Annotated in this window: 12 protein-coding genes; 4 read left to right on the plus strand and 8 right to left on the minus strand. The window is 44.7% G+C overall.

The features are described from left to right. Positions 1 to 3: 3 nt before the first annotated feature. Together BKB51_RS13275 and BKB51_RS13280 are read right to left on the minus strand one after the other, a co-directional pair. Complete coding sequence (locus BKB51_RS13275) at positions 4 to 1,227, minus strand: glycosyltransferase family 4 protein (RefSeq protein WP_085901583.1); 1,224 nt, start codon at positions 1,225 to 1,227, stop codon at positions 4 to 6. 81 nt (positions 1,228 to 1,308) lie between these two features. Next, complete coding sequence (locus tag BKB51_RS13280; protein ID WP_179188216.1) at positions 1,309 to 2,607, minus strand: glycosyltransferase family protein; 1,299 nt, start codon at positions 2,605 to 2,607, stop codon at positions 1,309 to 1,311. 377 nt (positions 2,608 to 2,984) lie between these two features. On the opposite strand from BKB51_RS13280, the gene BKB51_RS13285 reads away from it, so the two are divergent. Further along, positions 2,985 to 5,702: an ABC transporter transmembrane domain-containing protein gene (locus tag BKB51_RS13285; RefSeq protein ID WP_085901584.1), complete on the plus strand. Its 2,718-nt coding sequence runs from the start codon at positions 2,985 to 2,987 to the stop codon at positions 5,700 to 5,702. A gap of 64 nt (positions 5,703 to 5,766) precedes the next feature. Continuing rightward, a complete protein-coding gene (locus BKB51_RS13290) occupies positions 5,767 to 6,231 on the plus strand; it encodes a cyclic nucleotide-binding domain-containing protein (protein WP_085901585.1) in 465 nt (154 codons plus the stop codon). Between the two features lie 106 nt (positions 6,232 to 6,337). On the opposite strand, the gene xth is transcribed toward BKB51_RS13290, so the two are convergent. Both xth and BKB51_RS13300 read right to left on the minus strand, forming a co-directional pair. Continuing rightward, complete coding sequence (gene xth / locus BKB51_RS13295) at positions 6,338 to 7,135, minus strand: exodeoxyribonuclease III (protein WP_085901586.1); 798 nt, start codon at positions 7,133 to 7,135, stop codon at positions 6,338 to 6,340. Between the two features lie 543 nt (positions 7,136 to 7,678). After that, positions 7,679 to 8,434: a gamma-glutamyl-gamma-aminobutyrate hydrolase family protein gene (locus BKB51_RS13300; RefSeq protein WP_085901587.1), complete on the minus strand. Its 756-nt coding sequence runs from the start codon at positions 8,432 to 8,434 to the stop codon at positions 7,679 to 7,681. Positions 8,435 to 8,600: 166 nt separating this feature from the next. On the opposite strand from BKB51_RS13300, the gene BKB51_RS13305 reads away from it, so the two are divergent. Beyond that, the gene (locus tag BKB51_RS13305; protein ID WP_085901588.1) at positions 8,601 to 9,398 is read left to right on the plus strand and encodes a sterol desaturase family protein; all 798 of its coding nucleotides are present in this window, start codon (positions 8,601 to 8,603) and stop codon (positions 9,396 to 9,398) included. 5 nt (positions 9,399 to 9,403) lie between these two features. Here the strand turns inward: BKB51_RS13305 and BKB51_RS13310 are convergent, their stop codons facing one another. The 4 genes from BKB51_RS13310 to amt form a co-directional block, all read right to left on the minus strand. Continuing rightward, positions 9,404 to 10,096, minus strand: coding sequence for a LolA family protein (locus BKB51_RS13310; protein ID WP_158090228.1), 693 nt, complete (start codon positions 10,094 to 10,096; stop codon positions 9,404 to 9,406). 83 nt (positions 10,097 to 10,179) lie between these two features. Continuing rightward, positions 10,180 to 12,564: a DNA translocase FtsK gene (locus BKB51_RS13315; RefSeq protein WP_085901590.1), complete on the minus strand. Its 2,385-nt coding sequence runs from the start codon at positions 12,562 to 12,564 to the stop codon at positions 10,180 to 10,182. Further along, a complete protein-coding gene (locus BKB51_RS13320; protein WP_158090229.1) occupies positions 12,564 to 13,865 on the minus strand; it encodes an aminotransferase class I/II-fold pyridoxal phosphate-dependent enzyme in 1,302 nt (433 codons plus the stop codon). The genes BKB51_RS13315 and BKB51_RS13320 overlap by 1 nt, the downstream gene beginning before the upstream one ends. Before the next feature lie 322 nt (positions 13,866 to 14,187). Continuing rightward, a complete protein-coding gene (gene amt, locus BKB51_RS13325; RefSeq protein WP_085901825.1) occupies positions 14,188 to 15,573 on the minus strand; it encodes an ammonium transporter in 1,386 nt (461 codons plus the stop codon). A gap of 411 nt (positions 15,574 to 15,984) precedes the next feature. On the opposite strand from amt, the gene BKB51_RS13330 reads away from it, so the two are divergent. Then, positions 15,985 to 17,835, plus strand: a complete 1,851-nt coding sequence (locus tag BKB51_RS13330; protein ID WP_085901592.1) for an autotransporter assembly complex protein TamA — start codon at positions 15,985 to 15,987, stop codon at positions 17,833 to 17,835. Positions 17,836 to 17,855 lie beyond the last annotated feature (20 nt).

Raw genomic sequence — 17,855 nt, forward strand, 5'->3', positions numbered from 1 at the left:
TGACTATTGCGCCGTGAACCGGTTGAAAAGCTGATCTATGCCTTGTTTCATGGAAAACTCACCTCTTACGCGTTTTGCTCCGGCTTGCCCCAGCTTTTCCCTTCGTATGGGATCTTCGATGAGCTTTTTGAGTGCATCGGCTAAAGCATCTGGGTTTTCTGGTGAAACCAATATACCCGTTTCATTGTTAACAATAAGCTCAGGTATAGCAGATATATCGGTTGAAAGGCAGGACAGAGCCTGACTTTGCGCTTCCATAAGCACATTCGGCATGCCATCGCGATCACCATCTTCAGTGATTCTGGATGCTAAAACAAACAGATCTGCTTTTCGGTATTGTTCCAGAACAACCTCCTGAGGTTGCGCCCCCATCCAGGTGATTTTATCGCTAATACCGAGTGATTCAGCCTGGCTTTTCAGATCCTTGCTTAATGTTCCGCCCCCGATATGAATAAAGTGCCAATGTAAAGTTGCAGGTAAAGCAGAAAGAGCTTTGAGTAAATCATCATAGCCTTTTTTTGCAACCGCACGTCCGACTGATATTAAAGTCACACTTTTATCTTCAGAACTTCCATCATTCACTGAGTGAGTGTTGGACGCTTCATCAAAACGATCAAAATCAAGGCCGTGGTAGACTAGGTCTACACGGCTTTTATCCGTGGTTAAGCCCCTTAAATAGTCCACGTTGAATTTTGTACATGTTGCTAACCATTTAATATCAGAAAGTTTTTCCCGAAGCTCCCATTCCGGGGATGTCCATATGTCTTTGGCATGGGCCGATCCACACCAGGGGATATCCTGTATAAAAGAGGCGTAGCGCGTTACTGAAGACGGGGTATGTAAAAAGTGCGCATAGAGCCAATCTACATCCTCTGGCAATTCAGTGGCAAGAACACAGGCTTGAGCGAAACGTCTTATTCGATTTGGGGTGCGGTCGCGCTTAAGATCTTTGATGAACAGGGAAAAGGCTTTTTTGTAACCTGCCAGTTTTCGGGCTTTCCACCAGCTTTTCAAGACTCGTAAAGGCTCTTGATAGATATATTCTGGTAGATAGCTAACAGGCGCTTTGATTTCTTGATGGATGGGATGTGTGGATGTATCCGTGGGATGGCGCAGTGAGACCAGTGACAGATCCAGCCCGCGTTTTTCCAACGCAAGAAGTTCCTGTGCAATAAAAGTTTCAGAAAGGCGTGGGTAACCCTTTAGGATTACGGTTATTTTTTTCATACCGTCGAATAATATCTCTTTTGCTGCTGCATGCTTTTAGTGAGAGGTATTTTGGCGTGGCGCACGATCAGGCAGGTGGGGTTAATTTGTGTTTGATAGTTTGTCGATCAGTCCCAGCTTTGAAAGCTTTGCCTTGAAGCAGTTATCAGCAAGCTTGATGACGTTTTTCTGGCCATCCAGCAATCCGGGTACCACAACATCAGATGGGAGATGCTGTTGTGGTAAATTTCTTAAGGCTGTTGCCATTTTTTGTGGATCGCGCTTGTCATCATTTTCCAGCATACAGACCAAACCGAGTTCCTGTGCACGGCTGGCCCGGATGTATTGTTCCATTCTGGGGACAGTTCTCGGTACGATGAGGGCACGTTTATCGTAGGACAGGATTTCACAAAAGGTATTGTATCCTCCCATACCGACGATGCCGATGGCTCTATCAACCAAACTTTCAAACTGGGCATTAAAGGTGATGGCTTCAACGTTAGGTAATTTACTGGCACGAACCTGAAAGTCATGCTGAAGATCACTATTCATAAAGGGTCCAAGAGCAATCAGCGCTGGATAGGGAAGATCCGGATCGCTTTCATAGGCAGAGAGGACCCAGTCAATGATTTCTTCACCATCGCCGCCGCCGCCAACCGTCACGAGTAAATAGGGCGTTTCTTCACCTATTTTCTCAAGTACAGGCATGGGGACATCACTGCCCCCGGTCCGACGCAGATAGCCAGTATAGGTCATTTTTCGCTGAACAGATGGGGGTAAATCAATGCCATCCAGCGGGTCGCAGATTTGGGGAAGACCATAAACCCATATGTCGTCATAGTATTCTGATAAAGCAGGTGCTGTGTTTTTACGCTCCCACTCAGTAGAGAGAAGATCCGGATCATCCATGACATCTCTGAGACCCAGAACGCAAGGGGTGCCTCTACTTTTGAGTAAGCGAAGTGTGTCTTCTACTTCGCCTCTGAGGCCCAAAGGTTCTTTATCGACAATGAAAAGATCTGGATCATAAAATTCTGCAGTGTGCTTGATAATGGATGATCTGATGCTCAGGGTTTGCTCGATATCTATATGCAAATTAAGCGAAGTATAATCGCCATTTCTCAGTTTGATGACCCCGGGGATACGGACAAAATCCACACGTGCTTTAAATCCGAAAGACCCGATGATCGGTGATCCGGATAAAATCAGAACAGATAAGTTTTTATGTTCTTCTACCAGTGTATGGGCAATTTCCCGACAGCGCCGTAAATGGCCCAGACCAAAGCTATCGTGACTATAGATTAGAACACGGGTACTTTTATGATCATCAACAATATGTGTACTGTCTTGTGTAATGGCTTCGCTCCCCTCGGTAGTGTTGGCGACTATGCCACATTTCATTCCTAGGACCCAAGAAAGAATGTGCCAATCAAGCTATTTGGCATGATTTTTTTCAGGTAGTTAAATTCAATTCAATATAACTATATGTTATTAAAAATATTTTTGTCAGAGTGATATATATTATAACTCTGTGTATTCAGTGTTATTAGATTAGCATCATCTGTTTTTTCAAGGGCTACACAACGAATAACAATGTGTTTATCTCCGTGAGTTTACCTCTATCGGCACTTCGGCTAGGGTGGTTATATCAAGCGTTAAAATTTGTGGGTAGTTTACTCAATAGAATTTAGGACTTATCTTGTAACCTGTTTGAAATACATATGTATTGGACGTGGCTTTAGTTTTATTAAGGCCGGGTACGGGGGATTTGGGGCGCAATGGAACAAAGACTTTTCAAGTATATTTGGAAGCACAGTAAAAAGGATCAGATCAAAATTCTTTTCCTGGTGCTTGCATCCATGCCCTTTTATTTCCTGTCATTGGATTTACCAAAAAGCATCATCAATCGTGCTGTCGACTCTCAGAACTTTGCAGACATAAATTCTACCCTGTCTTTCATGCGGTTTGAGCTTCCTTTTGGGGAAGCAATCTTTGGGCATAAAGTTATTTTATTTGAAGGGTTTGACTTAACGCAAATCTCATTATTGTTCGCATTGTGCTTTGCTTTTCTGGGGCTTGTACTGGTCAATGGGCTCTTCAAGTTTGTTATTAATACTCTAAAAGGCCAACTGGGCGAGCGGATGCTCCGAAGATTGCGTTTTGAGCTGACGGATCGCATCCTTCGTTTTCCTGTTATGCATAGTCGCCGTGTTAAACAGGCGGAAATTGCAACGATGCTCAAAGATGAAGTTGAACCTCTTGGCGGCTTTATCGGTGATGCGATTGTTACCCCGTTCTTTTTAGGTGGTCAGGCCCTGACGGCATTGATCTTTATCATGGTCCAGAACGTTTGGCTGGGCGTTGTTGCGATGAGTATCGTCCTCGTACAGGCTTTTGTGATCCCCAAGCTTCGTAGGCGTATTCTCGATCTTGGACGTCAACGTCAAATGACAGCCCGCGCCTTGGCTGGACGCGTGAGTGAATTGGTCGAAGGCGCTGTTGAAATCCAGTCTCACGATACCAGTAATTATGAACGTGCAGAGATATCAAGCAGACTGGGTAAGATTTTCAAGATCCGGTATGAGATCTATCAGCGAAAGTTTTTTGTTAAGTTTTTGAACAATTTGCTGGCACAGATAACACCTTTTATTTTCTATCTTGGTGGCGGGTATTTGGTGATAACCGGGCAGTTTGAGATCGGTACACTTGTTGCCGTTCTCGCTGCTTACAAAGATTTACCCCCTCCGATCAAAGATCTCATTAATTGGGATCAACAACGAAATGATGTTCAGATCAAGTACGAACAGGTTGCCGAACAGTTCCAGCCAAGCGGTATGATCGATGCTGAAATGCAGCGGCTTGAAGAAAAACATAGCCCGCCGCTGGAAGGCGATATTGTTGCCAGCAATCTGGGTCTTGTAGATGAAAATGAGAACAAACTTCTGGAAGGCATCACCTTCACAGTTGGCGTTGATAAGAAAATTGCCATTGTTGGCAATGCCAGCAGTGGTAAGGAATATCTAGGGTTGCTTCTGGCCAATTTGGTTAAATCGTCTTCGGGGTCGATGAAAATAGGCGGTAAGCCGATGGCTCAATTGCCTTCTGCGATAACCGGACGTCGAATTTCCTACGTTAGCTCCGAAGCTTACCTCTTTCCCTTGTCTGTTATGGACAACCTTTTTTATGGGTTACGAAACTGGATGATCAAAGACTCATCCTGTCTCCCTGACTCAGAGGCTGAATTGCTTCGGGAAAAACAAGAAGCCCTTCGAACGGGGAACATTGCTTTAAACCCAAATGGTGAATGGATTGATTTTACGTCTGCTGGGATAAATGATCCGGCCGAATTGGTTCCCCGGGTAACAGAAGTATTACGCGCTGTTGATTTTGAAGAAGATGTCTATCTTTTTGGCTTGAGTGGAATCGTGGACAGTGAAAATCGCCCGGATATCGCGGAGAGTATTCTCGGGGCGAGAATTGCATTGAAAGAGCATTTGAAAGCGACTGGTGAAGAAGATCTTGTTATCGCTTTTGATCCTGAAAAATACAATAATAATGCAACTTTACGCGAAAATCTTTTGTTCGGAACACCGCGTAAAAAACAGTATGCAGGCAATAATCTTCTGGCGATGCCAATTTTGCGCGAGTCAGTTGAAGAGGCTGATTTAAGAGACAGTATCTATAATATGGGTCTTTCTATTGCCCGTACTATGGTTGAACTCTTTATGGGTCTTCCACCGTCTCACCAGTTCTTCGAACAATTCAGCTTTATCTCTGCTGACGATCTTCCTGAGTTCGATAAGATTGTAAAGCGAGCGGATAAAAGTAGCTTCTCTGAAATATCAGATTCTGATCGGGAAGCCTTGATGTATTTGCCTTTTGATTATGTAGAGGCCCGTCATCGTCTTGGACTTGTGACAGAAGATGTTGAGGCCAAAATTTTGAAGGCCCGTACGATCTTTGCGGAGAAGCTGGAAAGCCGTGATCCGGATGCTGTGGAGTTTTACGACCCGGATAATTATAACTCAGCGGCAAGTATCCAAGATAACATCCTCTTTGGTCGCCTGGCCTATGGACGTGCCGAAGCAGGTGCGACAATCGGGCGGGTGATGACAGAGCTTCTGGATGATCTGGGGTTACGTTCAGAAGTGATCGAAGTTGGACTTGAATTTAACGTCGGTATTGCTGGAAATCGTTTGAGCAGTGTTCAGCGGCAAAAGCTGGCTCTGGCTCGTTCGCTGATCAAGCGACCGGATCTTTTGATTTTGAACGAAGCTGCAGCGGTTATGGATTCTCAAAGCCAAAACAGACTGGTACCGTCTATTATGGAGGCACAGGAAGATCGCGGCATTTGCTGGACATTGCAGAGGGCGAGTCTGTCTCAGCATTTTGAATATGTTATTGTCATGCAGAATGGAAAAGTTGTCGAAAGTGGCCGTTTCGATGAGTTAAACAAAGATGGTAAGGTTTTAAAAAGTCTGATTGATGACGAATAAAGTTACCAAGTAAGCCTAAAGAACCTAACCACAGAGAAACAGATTAAGCGGGGAAGCAGGGTAGATGTCGATTGAACAAGAAGTTGAAGCGTTAAAAAATATTCCGCTTTTTGCGAATATAGATCCTTCCAGGCTAAAGCTTATGGCCTTTGCCAGTGAACGCCTGATTTTTAAAGAAGGTAAAGAGCTTTTCCATCAAGGTGATGCCGGGGATGCTGCTTATATATTCATTGACGGAGAAGCGGATGTCATTGTTGATACAGATGACGGGCCTCTTGTTGTTGCTTCTTTTGCGAAAAATGATTTTGTAGGCGAGATTGCTATTCTCTGTGATGTGCCAAGGACAGCAACCATTAAAGCCAAGTCGGAACTGGTAACATTAAAAATTACCAAGGAACTCTTTTTCAATATGGTGATGGACTTCCCGGAAATGGGTGTTGAAGTTATGCGAGTACTAGCGCATCGCATCGATCACACAACAAGTCAGTTAACCGAAGCTAGAAACGCATTGGCTGACAAAGCGAGCTAAAACTGCACATTCCCTGTTTCTTAGTTTCTCTCGTGCCTTCGTTGATGACATCCTTGCTTCAAGGCCGTTTTCAAGCTGTACTCGGAGAGCTAAAATTAATCTGAGATTAGATGTCAATGTCCACGACGTTTGGGACATGGTCAGAGGGCTTTTCCCAACCGCGTGTATGCCTGACAACTTCAAAGCTCTTCAACGCAGATTTCAAGCTTTGAGTGGCTAGTATGTGGTCCAATCGCCATCCGTAATCTTTTTCAAAAGACGGTTTATAACGGTACCCCCACCAGCTATAGAGAGGTTGATCATCCGGAATAAAGTGACGGCCAACATCAATTAAATTCCCTGATTTTTTGAGATTTGCCATTAACTCACTTTCCAAAGGGGTATGCCCAACGGATTTTAGGAGCTTTTTGTGATTCCAGACATCTTTTTCCAAAGGGGCGACGTTAAGATCGCCAACAAGGATGAGTTTTTTGTCTTTAACGTCCGGTTGTGCGGCCCATTTTGACATTTCTTTAAGAAATTGAAGCTTGTGAGCAAATTTGTCATTTTGTTCCGGGTCCGGAATGGGCCCGCCTGACGGAACATAGAAATTATGAACTTCCAGACCATTATTTAGTGCAACTGATAGATGTCTGCGGTCATCTTTTTCGCACCAAATTATTTTTTCGTGGCTTTCAACGGCATTTTTACACAGGATGGCGACGCCGTTGTAGCTTTTTTGTCCGTGAAAAATAACATCTTCGTAACCCATTGATTTTATATCTGATAATGGGAATTCGCTATCTTGAACCTTTGTTTCTTGCAGGCAGAGAATGTCTGGATTATGGCTATCAGTAAAGTCTTTGAGGTGGCCTAGACGCTGTCTGACAGAATTGATATTCCAGGTAGCAATACGAAGGGACATTAGTTTATTCCATATACGAAACAATTTTATTCCGTATTCGATATGAATTTGTTTCGTATATGGAATAAACGATTATTTTTATTTCTGATGCGAAATGAGATGGGTGTTTATTGAAATTAGTGTCTTTAATTATGCTTTCCGACAACTTTAGCATATAGATTTCTTAAATAAAAGAAAGGAACACCTGATTGGGGGGATAACCAGGTGTTCCCGCTTCTTCGCAGAGTTTCAAGGAACCAGAGGGGGGATTCCAGTTCCTTTAACGTCGCCAGGAGTGAGGTAGGAGGCGACGTGATTCTAAGATAAGCCATCCAGTGGGGATTTCAATGAGCCTGTGGATAAAATTTAAGTTACAGGATTTTATTCTTATGAATGAGTGAATAATTGGAATATAAACCTAAATTAGTAGATGATTCGTGGGTAAAATTGAAACTATCGTTGGGGACTCCACAGGAAACAAAGATTTTTATGACAAGTCAGGCCAAAGTTTATAAAACCAGAAGTGTCTGAAGTTTTGGAAACTGGTTTGGAGATAAGTTAAAATTATTTTGCCCTGTGGCTTACTGCATCTCCAAAGGCTTTGAATATAGCTTTTGATGTTGTGTTATCATTGGCTTTGTATTCTGGGTGCCATTGAACGCCCAACACAAAAGACTTTTGTCCAGGCATGGAAATCGCTTCAACAGTACCATCCTTTGCAACAGCATCGGCGATCAGTCCTTCACCGAGTTGATTTACAGCTTGATAGTGGAGTGAGTTTACGTTTGTTTCGTCGCTTTTAAGTATTTGAAACAAGCATCCTTCCTTTGAAATAGAAATCGTGTGATTTGGACCGTAATCGATTTCCATGTTCTTTGTATCGGGGCTGCTGTGATCCATGCGTCCCGGTATATCTCTAATCTGTGGATATAAACTGCCACCTAGGGCGACATTTAATTCCTGAAATCCTCTACAGATAGCGAGAAGAGGCACTTCCTGTTTAAGTGCTTCCTGTATCAAGGCAAAGGTAGTCTGATCCCGCATTGGGTCATAGGGCTCTGCTTCACGAGAAGGAGCTGTATTATAGCGATCAGGGTGAACATTGCTGGCACTGCCGGTTAGCATAATACCATCCAGTTTTGAAACCAGTTTGGGTATATCCAATAAATCACCAAGCGCTGGGATGATTACTGGCATTGTATTTGATGAGACAGCCACGGCACGTAAATATTTGTCATCGACGGCATGGTAAGGTTTAGGCGTATCTGCTTTGTAAAGGCAGGCTGATACACCGATAATTGGCAGTACTGAATTGGTCATTGGATGTGCAGATCAAATATGTTCATGAAAACTTGATTTGCGATGGTACTGTTTACGCTATTGAGTGCAAGTCCCATATGCCGCCAGACAATAAATAGTATAATAATAGGCAAGAGCAATTTTGATGGAGAGTTAAGGAATGGATATTCAACTGTATGATGTATAAATGGAAAATTTAGTAGAAGTAATATTGGCTTATAAAGCAGGGCTTGTTTTTTTATGGCTCTTATTTCTTTTTGTACTGGAGAGAGCTTTCCCTGTAGCGCCTTTGATAAATAGCGGGGGATGGTTTGAAAAGTATTTCCCGATAAGAGTCAGACGAAATATAGGTCTATGGTTTTGTAATCTAATCCTGTCCCCATTGGTTGTCATTCCGATGACCGCATGGGCAGCAGCGCACATTGTTGGCTGGCGGCCGGAATTTTTATCTGGGAGTGCTGGGCTCATATTTGACCTTATTCTTTTGGACTGTCTGATCTATTGGTGGCATCGCCTGAATCATGAACTCCCTTTTCTCTGGCGATTTCATGAAATACATCATTTGGATATGAATTTGGATACGACCTCAGCACTACGCTTTCACTTTGGTGAGGTTCTTCTATCCGCTTTCATGAGAGTATTTGTTGTTATTATTTTTGATATCACTTTGATATCTATCATTATATTTGAGGTTATTTTACTGATTTCAACGCTTTTCCATCATTCTAATGTGCGATTACCCGATCAGTTTGAGAAAGCTTTATCGCTTGTCATTATTACGCCGGCTATTCACTGGATACATCATCACGCACTTCGGAATGATACGGATAGTAATTATGGGACAGTCTTCAGCTTTTGGGATAAAATCTTCCGATCAAAAAGTAGCACTCAAAGGGTGAGGAAAATGCAAATAGGTGTAGAAGGAGCGCAAGATAAGATCTTCGCCGAACTTCTGAAAAGGCCCTTCAAAAAAAGAAATCTTTAAGGCTTTTATTTCTCAAGTTTTTTCTTCTTTAAATCTAGGTCGTCTGTTTTGAAAACAGATTCATCTATTGCAGCATCATAAACCGGATTTAAAAGCGATACCTGCGTAGTAATGCCTTGGGCGTCAATAACTTCCCATTTTCTAAGTGAAATAGGATTGTCGCTGAATAGCAATGTCATCTGTGTGCCGTCTGACTCACCTTCAGCCCTTATTTCCAACTGAATAGTACTGTCCGCTTCTTGTGCGCTGAGGATTTGAATATCTTTGTGTAGTTCAACTTTTTCACGAATTAGAAACCACAGTGGTGTTTTCCAAAGGGGGAGATAGGTCGACTGTTTAAGCTTTTTATCGAAATAAAGTAGTGTGACCCCATTCGCGATCATGACAATAGGAACGGGCTCGTCATATTCAAAACGCATACGACCTGGGCGTTGGATGTTAACATTTCCTTCGGCCAAACTACCATTACTGGAAATTTGTATAAAGCGTGCTGAAACAGATTTCAGCTCGTTTAAATAGCCTTCTATGCGGCGGACGATAGACACTTCATCGGGGGAAAGTCCTTCCAGCCCGTTGGGTTCATTTGAATCGGCATAGGCTATTGATTTGGTAGACAAGGATGCTCCCGTGAACAGGAGCAGTGTTAAGACAGCTGTCACCAAGGTTTTAACTGAAAATATTTGGGCGATCTTGATCAAAGTTTGATCCTTATAAACCAATAGTTCGATAATACGTTTGTGCGTTGTGTCGCGATTGAAAACAAGACGTATCTCTACGTATTTTATTCATCTCTGTCCGGGACAAGAACTTCGCGTTTCCCCACGTGATTGGCGGATGAAATGACGCCTTCATCTTCCATCCGTTCAATGATTGTAGCGGCTCGGTTATATCCGATTTGAAGGCGTCGTTGAACATAGCTTGTGGATGCTTTTCGGCTTTTAATCACCTCAGCAACAGCTCTGTCGTAAAGTTCATCAGCCTTGCTGCTATTCCCACCACTACTGGATGGAGCTGCTGCGTCGAAATCAGGGCTTTCAGAGTCTTCGGTCGTTACTGATTCGATGTAGTTTGGCATGGCCTGTTTCTTCAGCCAGTTTACGACTTCCTCGACCTCTTCGTCAGTTACCAGTGGGCCGTGGACACGCTGAATTCTTCCGCCTTGCCCCATGTATAGCATGTCACCTTGTCCAAGAAGCTGTTCAGCGCCCTGTTCCCCAAGAATCGTACGGCTGTCAATTTTTGACGTCACGTGGAAGCTGATACGCGTCGGGAAGTTTGCTTTGATTGTACCGGTGATAACATCAACAGATGGTCGCTGTGTCGCCATCATAATGTGGATGCCCGCAGCACGGGCCATTTGTGCAAGCCGTTGAATCGCAGCTTCAATGTCCTTGCCAGCCACAAGCATAAGATCGGCCATTTCATCGACAACAACGACGATATAGGGCAGGGCATTCATATCAAACGGCTGTTCTTCGTGGATAGGCTGCCCGGTTTCCGGATCAAAGCCTGTCTGAACCTTACGTGTCAGAATTTCACCGTTCTTGCGTGCTTCTGCCATTCTGGCGTTGTACCCGTCGATGTTCCGGACACCCAGCTTGGACATGGCACGATAACGGTCTTCCATTTCACGCACGGTCCATTTTAGGGCAACGACTGCCTTTTTCGGTTCGGTCACCACGGGTGCTAACAGATGTGGAATATTATCGTAGACGGACAGTTCCAACATTTTGGGATCGATCATGATGAATTTACATTCATCTGGCGTAAAGCGGTATAAGAGTGAAAGAATCATGGCATTTACGGCCACTGATTTACCAGATCCCGTCGTACCGGCAATCAGCAAGTGTGGCATGCGGGCAAGATCCACAATGGATGGGATGCCGCCGATATCTTTCCCCAGGATAATGGGGAGCTTGCCTTTGTCTTTGTCGTAGTCGCTGGATCCCATCAATTCTTGCAGATAGACGGTTTGCCGTTTGCTGTTTGGCAGTTCTATACCAATTGTCGTTGATCCGGGAACAACGGCGACACGTACCGAAATTGCTGACATTGATCGGGCGACATCATCGGCAAGACCAACAACCCGGCTGGTTTTGGTGCCGGGGGCGGGTTCCAGCTCATAGCGTGTAACGACTGGACCGGGGCGGATTGTGACGATCTCTCCTTTGACACCAAAATCGTCAAGAACCGTTTCAAGCAAGCGTGCGGTTTTCTCCAGTGCGTCTTTGCTAAGACTGTTTTTACCTGAATCACTAGGGGGGTCGTTGAGTATGGAAATCGGTGGCAACTCATATTCGCCATCAACGGTTTCCAGGTTGAGGCGGCCTTGTTCTTCTGCCTTGATCCGTTTACTTGGTTTTGTAGTTTTTGCAGATGTTTCAACGCGGGCGTTGGTAATTTTTTCGTCTTCCAGGGTTGGTTCAATCCGATCTTTCTTTGCCCGCCTGCGGATGGCTTGATCTCTTTTTCCGCGAATATCAGGAGTCTCATCCTCTTCATCGCGATTTCTTTTGAAGGGATTGGGGGCGTTAAAGATATGTTTGATCTGACCTGCTGCGGAGAAGCCAAACTTTAACCCGCGTCCAATCGTTTGCCATTCGTCCTTTCTGAGGGCGACGGCATAGAGGAAAAGAGGGATGGCAATGAGGAATGAAATCAGAGAGAGCACCCAGGATAAATTACTTAAATAGGGTTGTGACTCGTTAAGTGCCAACTGCCCAAATGTGCCGCCCAGATTGGATGTGTGTCCTTGTCCCAGCCATCCTTCTGACTGTGGTAGGCCAGCAAAAGCAATGAAGAGCGCGATGATTAAGAGAGGGATAGTTAAGGTTCTGATCCATGGGTGGCTAAGGCTGTGATCTTTAAAACATCTCCAGCACCAGGCAGCGAGTATAAGTGGCAGGCAATATACGGATAAGCCCACGAAGGGCAGCATGAAGCTGGCGATCTGTGCCCCGTATATACCGAGTAAATTTTCTGCAATATCATCAGTAGCCCTGTTAAATCCGGGGTCTGTAGGGCTATAGGTCGCCAGAGACAGGAATAGCGCGCCCCCTGTAAGAAGTAGTATGAAGCCGAGGCATTCCATAAGGCGTTTTTGGAAAAAGACGCCTGTGCCCTGAGGAAGAAGTTGTACTTTATCTGATTTGGCTGACCGTGCCATTAATTACGAACTCCCAAATCGTTAGCTTCAGAGTTTTTTATACTGGCGAGTAGGTTGCGAATACTTTCAAGAGCCTTTTCCGTAAATCCGGGATCGTACACTAGAGCAAGTCGAATATACCGATCTCCGGGGGATGATCCTGTATTGTTGGCGTGGCTCATATAAGCGCCAGGCATGACACGGATGCCTGCTTCCTGCCAAAGCCGTTTTGTAATCTCTATACCATCACCGACTTCTAACCATAGGCAAAACCCACCGGCAGGAATCTCTACAGGAACGCTTTTCCCGAGGATTTTTTGTGCAAGATCGAAGTTTTTCTTATAGAGCGCACGGTTAACCTCTACATGCTTCTCATCTTGCCATAACCGTGTTCCTGCGGCTTGTATGGGGATGGGAACCCCTGCGCCACCAACTTGACAGGTTGTGTTAATCATAGAGATCCATTTCTCATCTCCGGCAATAAAGCCGCAACGAAGACCAGCAGCGCTTGATCGTTTAGAAAGGGAATGAAAAACCAAAATATTGGCCAAGGGATCAGGGTGAGAGTTGCCTGGAAAACTTGTTTCCAGTTCGGCCGCTATTTCTCCGGCTATTTCTAAAGCTGAATGAGGGGGCGTATCAGTATAGATTTCAGCGTAACATTCATCAAAGACGACAACAAAATTGTACTTTCGAGCCAGAGAAATCAGATCTTTGATTCGCTGGGGATCTGCAACTGCTCCCTCTGGGTTAGAGGGGCTGCAAAGCACGCAAAGCTCGGTTCGCTTTAAGATATCTTCGGGAACTGTCGTGTAATCAGGCAGATAGCCGCTTTCTTTGGTTGCGCTGACGGTTACAACTTCTGCCGCCGCTGCGGCTGCGGCACCAGTATAGACATGATAACAGGGATTGGGAGTAAGGAACACAGGGGATTCTTCACCTTTTTTAGGTGTTGAAAGCACTGTGAGGGCTGTCATAAAAAGCCCCTCTCGAGTGCCGGGAACAGCTAGAACATGTTTGGCTGGATCTATAAAGTTTTCTGGCAGTTTGTAGCGTTGCTGCAGCCAGTTAGCGCTGGCAGAAAGATATTCAGGCGCCCCTTTTGATAGCGGGTATTTTGACCAGCTCTTTGCAGCTTTTTCTATTTCTTCGGCAACAAATGCGGGTGGTTGTGTCTGGGGTTCGCCGATAGAAAGATTGATCACCTCTCCATCTTTCAGGCATGAGCGACCGGCGGGAATATCTTCGAGCAAGGCACGAAGACGAGTAAAGGGATGAAATTCCTGTAATTTTTGGCGGTCAACAAACTGTCGTGTAATCACGTGAACTCTTAACCTCAGACTCTTTAATGTTTTGATCAGCATAAATTAGGTTTTAATTAATGTAACTAAATACCAATTCGGGCAAGAGCGTGGCTAGAGAAAAGAAAATTTTTTGCGCGTTTATTAATCTACTTAATAAAAAGACCGCCTATCACGGGGATGTGATAGGCGGCAAGTTAAGACCCTACTAGGAAAGAGCTCGGATAGCGGTCTGTAGGGCCTAAGGAGGATGAGACGTACCGGAAAAGGGATTAACCGGATGTCTCAGGTGATTTCACGATAGGCTGTGAAATCACCAACTTCAGTGGGGAGACTGAAAACGTTAGACGAGTTTCTGTGAACCTCGTCCAAATTCTGGGTAGGCTTCCAAACCTAGTTCGCTGACATCAAGACCGTTGTATTCGTCTTCTTCGGAAATTCGAATGCCAACAGTTATTTTGAGTAGGATCCAAAGGCCGGTGCTGCAGATAATGGTGAAAGCACCAATGGCAACGATACCGGTTAGCTGGGACACAATGGTTCCAGAACCAAAGATCCCTACAGCCAGTGTTCCCCAGATACCTGCACAGAGGTGAACAGGAATAGCACCGACAACATCATCAATTTGCAGGCTATCAAGCAGGGGAACGGCAAAGACGACGATCGCACCACCAATACCACCGATGATAATGGCCATATATGCGTGGGAAACATCTGGTCCTGCGGTAATCGCGACCAAACCGGCAAGAGCACCGTTAAGAGCCATTGTGAGGTCAATTTTTTTGTAGAGAAGCTGTGTCAGGGTCATGGCTACGACAACACCTGCGGCAGCTGCGATGTTTGTATTCACAAAAACAATGGCCATGGCGACGGCATCTGCTGCTGAACCAAGTGCGAGCTGCGATCCGCCGTTAAATCCAAACCAGCCCATCCACAGAATAAATGTACCGAGTGTGGCAAGTGGTAGATTGGATCCTGGAATTGGTTTTACCCGACCATCTGTTGAGAATTTACCTTTGCGTGGGCCGAGCACAATTGCACCGGTAAGGGCTGCCCATCCGCCGACTGAGTGAACGATGCTTGATCCGGCAAAGTCACTAAAGCCAAGCTCGGCCAGCCAGCCACCGCCCCAGCTCCAGGAAGCCTGAATTGGGTAGATAACGGCGGTTAGAACTGCAATGAATAACATAAAGGGCCAGAATTTTATGCGCTCGGCGAGCGTGCCTGAAACAATGGATGCTGTTGCGGCAACAAAAACCATCTGGAAGAACCAGTCAGACATAACGGAATAGCCGTTTGATGTAACTGCTGTGATCAATTCTTCTGTGCTACTCTCTGCGGAAAGCAGCGCGACTTCTGCGTCGCCCGAATCATAGAAAAAGCTGAAAGTTCCGATAAAGCCACCTTCTTCTACACCTACATACAGCAGATTATAGCCGACGAGATAAAACATAAGGCCTGCAATAGAATAGAGCGCAATGTTCTTGAGACAGATTGCGGCGGTGTTTTTACTTCGAACCAAGCCTGCTTCGAGCATGGCAAAGCCTGCGGCCATCCACATGACTAGAACACCGTTTATCAAAAAAGAAAATGTGTTGAAGACAAAAGCGGTTTCTTCTGTTACCGCCGCTTGTGCTGGTACCGAGGCTACCAACAGTGAGGCCGTTATCGCAGAAAATGCGACAATATTTCTGCAGGATTTTTTGTTGGAATTAAGAAAGCTGGACATTGTTTCTTCCATTATTTGCGTTCTGGGACTGACCTACTAGTTCCAAGAAACGTGCCAACTTTTAAAAAAAATAATATTGTTTAATTTCAAATAGATATAGGTTGTATATGGCACTTGGGTGTGGATTCAAATTGTGCAATGCAAAATAATTAATGTCTAAATTTTAATCACGACATATCAAGTGATTAAAATTTAGACATGTGTGAGATACTCATTTATAAATAGGTAAAAGCCACGATTGAATAGTTGTTTATAAAGCTATAGTCATTGATAGGTAGAGTTTAGGGGAAGTGTTATTCTTCTGTACTAAGGCATTTTATGGGTTAATCCGATTGGGCATGCTGGTTAGAATGAGGCCCAAATAGAACTCCAAATAGAACTATAGTGCAGAAACAACAGGGTGCGCTCTTTATGAGACGATTTAATTTTCTTGGGTATCGTCAAAAATTCCCGGGGATTAACATAACTTTTGTGGGTTTTATCCTGATGAGTTTCGGGGCGTTTTCCCCTGCCAATGCACAGGATTTGTTGTCTATAGATAATTCCGAAACCTATAAGTATGAGGTTTCTATCTCTGGCGATATACAAGGTGATTTGTTGAACCTTGTTGAGGAATCTTCTCGCTTGGAGCAACTTAAAGACAAGCTTCCCTCCAGTTTGGCGGCGCTCAAGCGCAGAGTAAAGGAAGACAGTGAGGGGTTTGATAAGGTTCTGCGCTCTGAAGGTTATTACGATAACTCAATTTCTTATAGTGTTGATGATAGTAAAAAGCCTGTCGGTGTTGCTTTTGAAATTAAGACAGGCCCTCAATTCCTGCTCAATACATTCCGTGTTGTATTTAAATCCGGGAAGCAAATCCCTGCAGCGTTAAATAACGCAAATATTGGAATCTCAACGGGTGTTGTTGCTCGCTCAGAAGCTATTGTCGATGCTAAAAACAAGGCAATTGTAATCTTGGCCGACCATGGGTATCCAGATGCAAAACTGGCTGATCAGGAAGCAATCGTAGATTTTGCAACACAACAAATGGATGTCACTCTCGTGCTTGATGAAGGGCCGAGACTGGTTGTGGGTAATCTGGAGTTCGAAGGCTTGAAAGAAGTTGATGCAAATTATCTGCAGCAACTGGGACAGTGGAAAGCTGGCATACTTTATAACGCAAAGATCATAGATGAACTCCGTCGTAAGTATTTACGTACCGGATTGTTTGAAGCTGTTCGGATGAAACCTCTGGATACAAGTAATGCAGCCCGGAATGGCACCTATGTGACTCCTATAACCTTTGTATTTGTTGAGCGCGAGCATAAATCAATCGGCCTTGGCGCTAGCTTTTCAACAAGTGAGGGGGCAGGAACCCAGTTTTTCTGGGAAAACAGGAATACTTTTGGCCAAGGCGAGAAGCTGCGAGCTGATTTGACGGTTGCCGAGATTCGTCAGCAATTAAAGCTGGGGTTTAACAAGCCAAATTACCTTAGAAATAATCAGAGCTTTAATGCCAACACAAACATCAAGCATGAAGACACGGACGCCTACGAAGAAAAATCTATCAGTGCTTTTGTCGGCATAGATCGTAAATGGGGTAAAAATTGGACTGTCGGCGGTGGCCTTGAACTTGAATTGTCCGAAATTGAAGATGAAGACGATACCGAATCCTTTGCCTTTGCAAGTGTTCCGCTCAGTGCGCGATACGATTCAACAAACGACCTACTAGACCCGACAACCGGCTTTCGCTTTGGCGTGACAGCAACGCCTTATTACGGATTGACGGCGGCTTCTCCGGATTTCTTCAAGACGGAAATTGATGGATCGACTTATTATTCCATTCTGGATGACGACAGGTTGGTTTTTGCAACGCGTGGCAAGATCGGTCTGTTGGCCGGGGATAGTTCCAGCGATATACCGGCAACCAAGCGATTTTATGCCGGAGGTGGTGGGTCAATCCGTGGTTATGAGCATCAAACTGTTGGCCCTCTTAATTCCAATGATGATCCTGTTGGTGGCCGATCTCTTGTAGAGTTTGGGGCAGAAGCCCGTGTTCGTGTAACTGAAGACATTGGTTTGGTTCCTTTCATTGAAGGTGGCAACGTCTACGACAGTGCGACTCCTGATTTTTCTGAGAACTTTCAATGGGGTGCGGGTCTTGGCCTCCGGTACTATACCGCCATTGGGCCGATCCGTTTGGACGTGGCTGTGCCGTTGAACAGACGTGAAGAAATTGATGATGCCTGGCAGTTTTACGTTAGTATAGGGCAGGCCTTTTGAGATGAAGATGAGTCCAAAAT

Origin of the sequence: Kiloniella majae, assembly GCF_002118315.1 — a bacterium.
Taxonomy (GTDB): Bacteria; Pseudomonadota; Alphaproteobacteria; order Kiloniellales; family Kiloniellaceae; genus Kiloniella; species Kiloniella majae.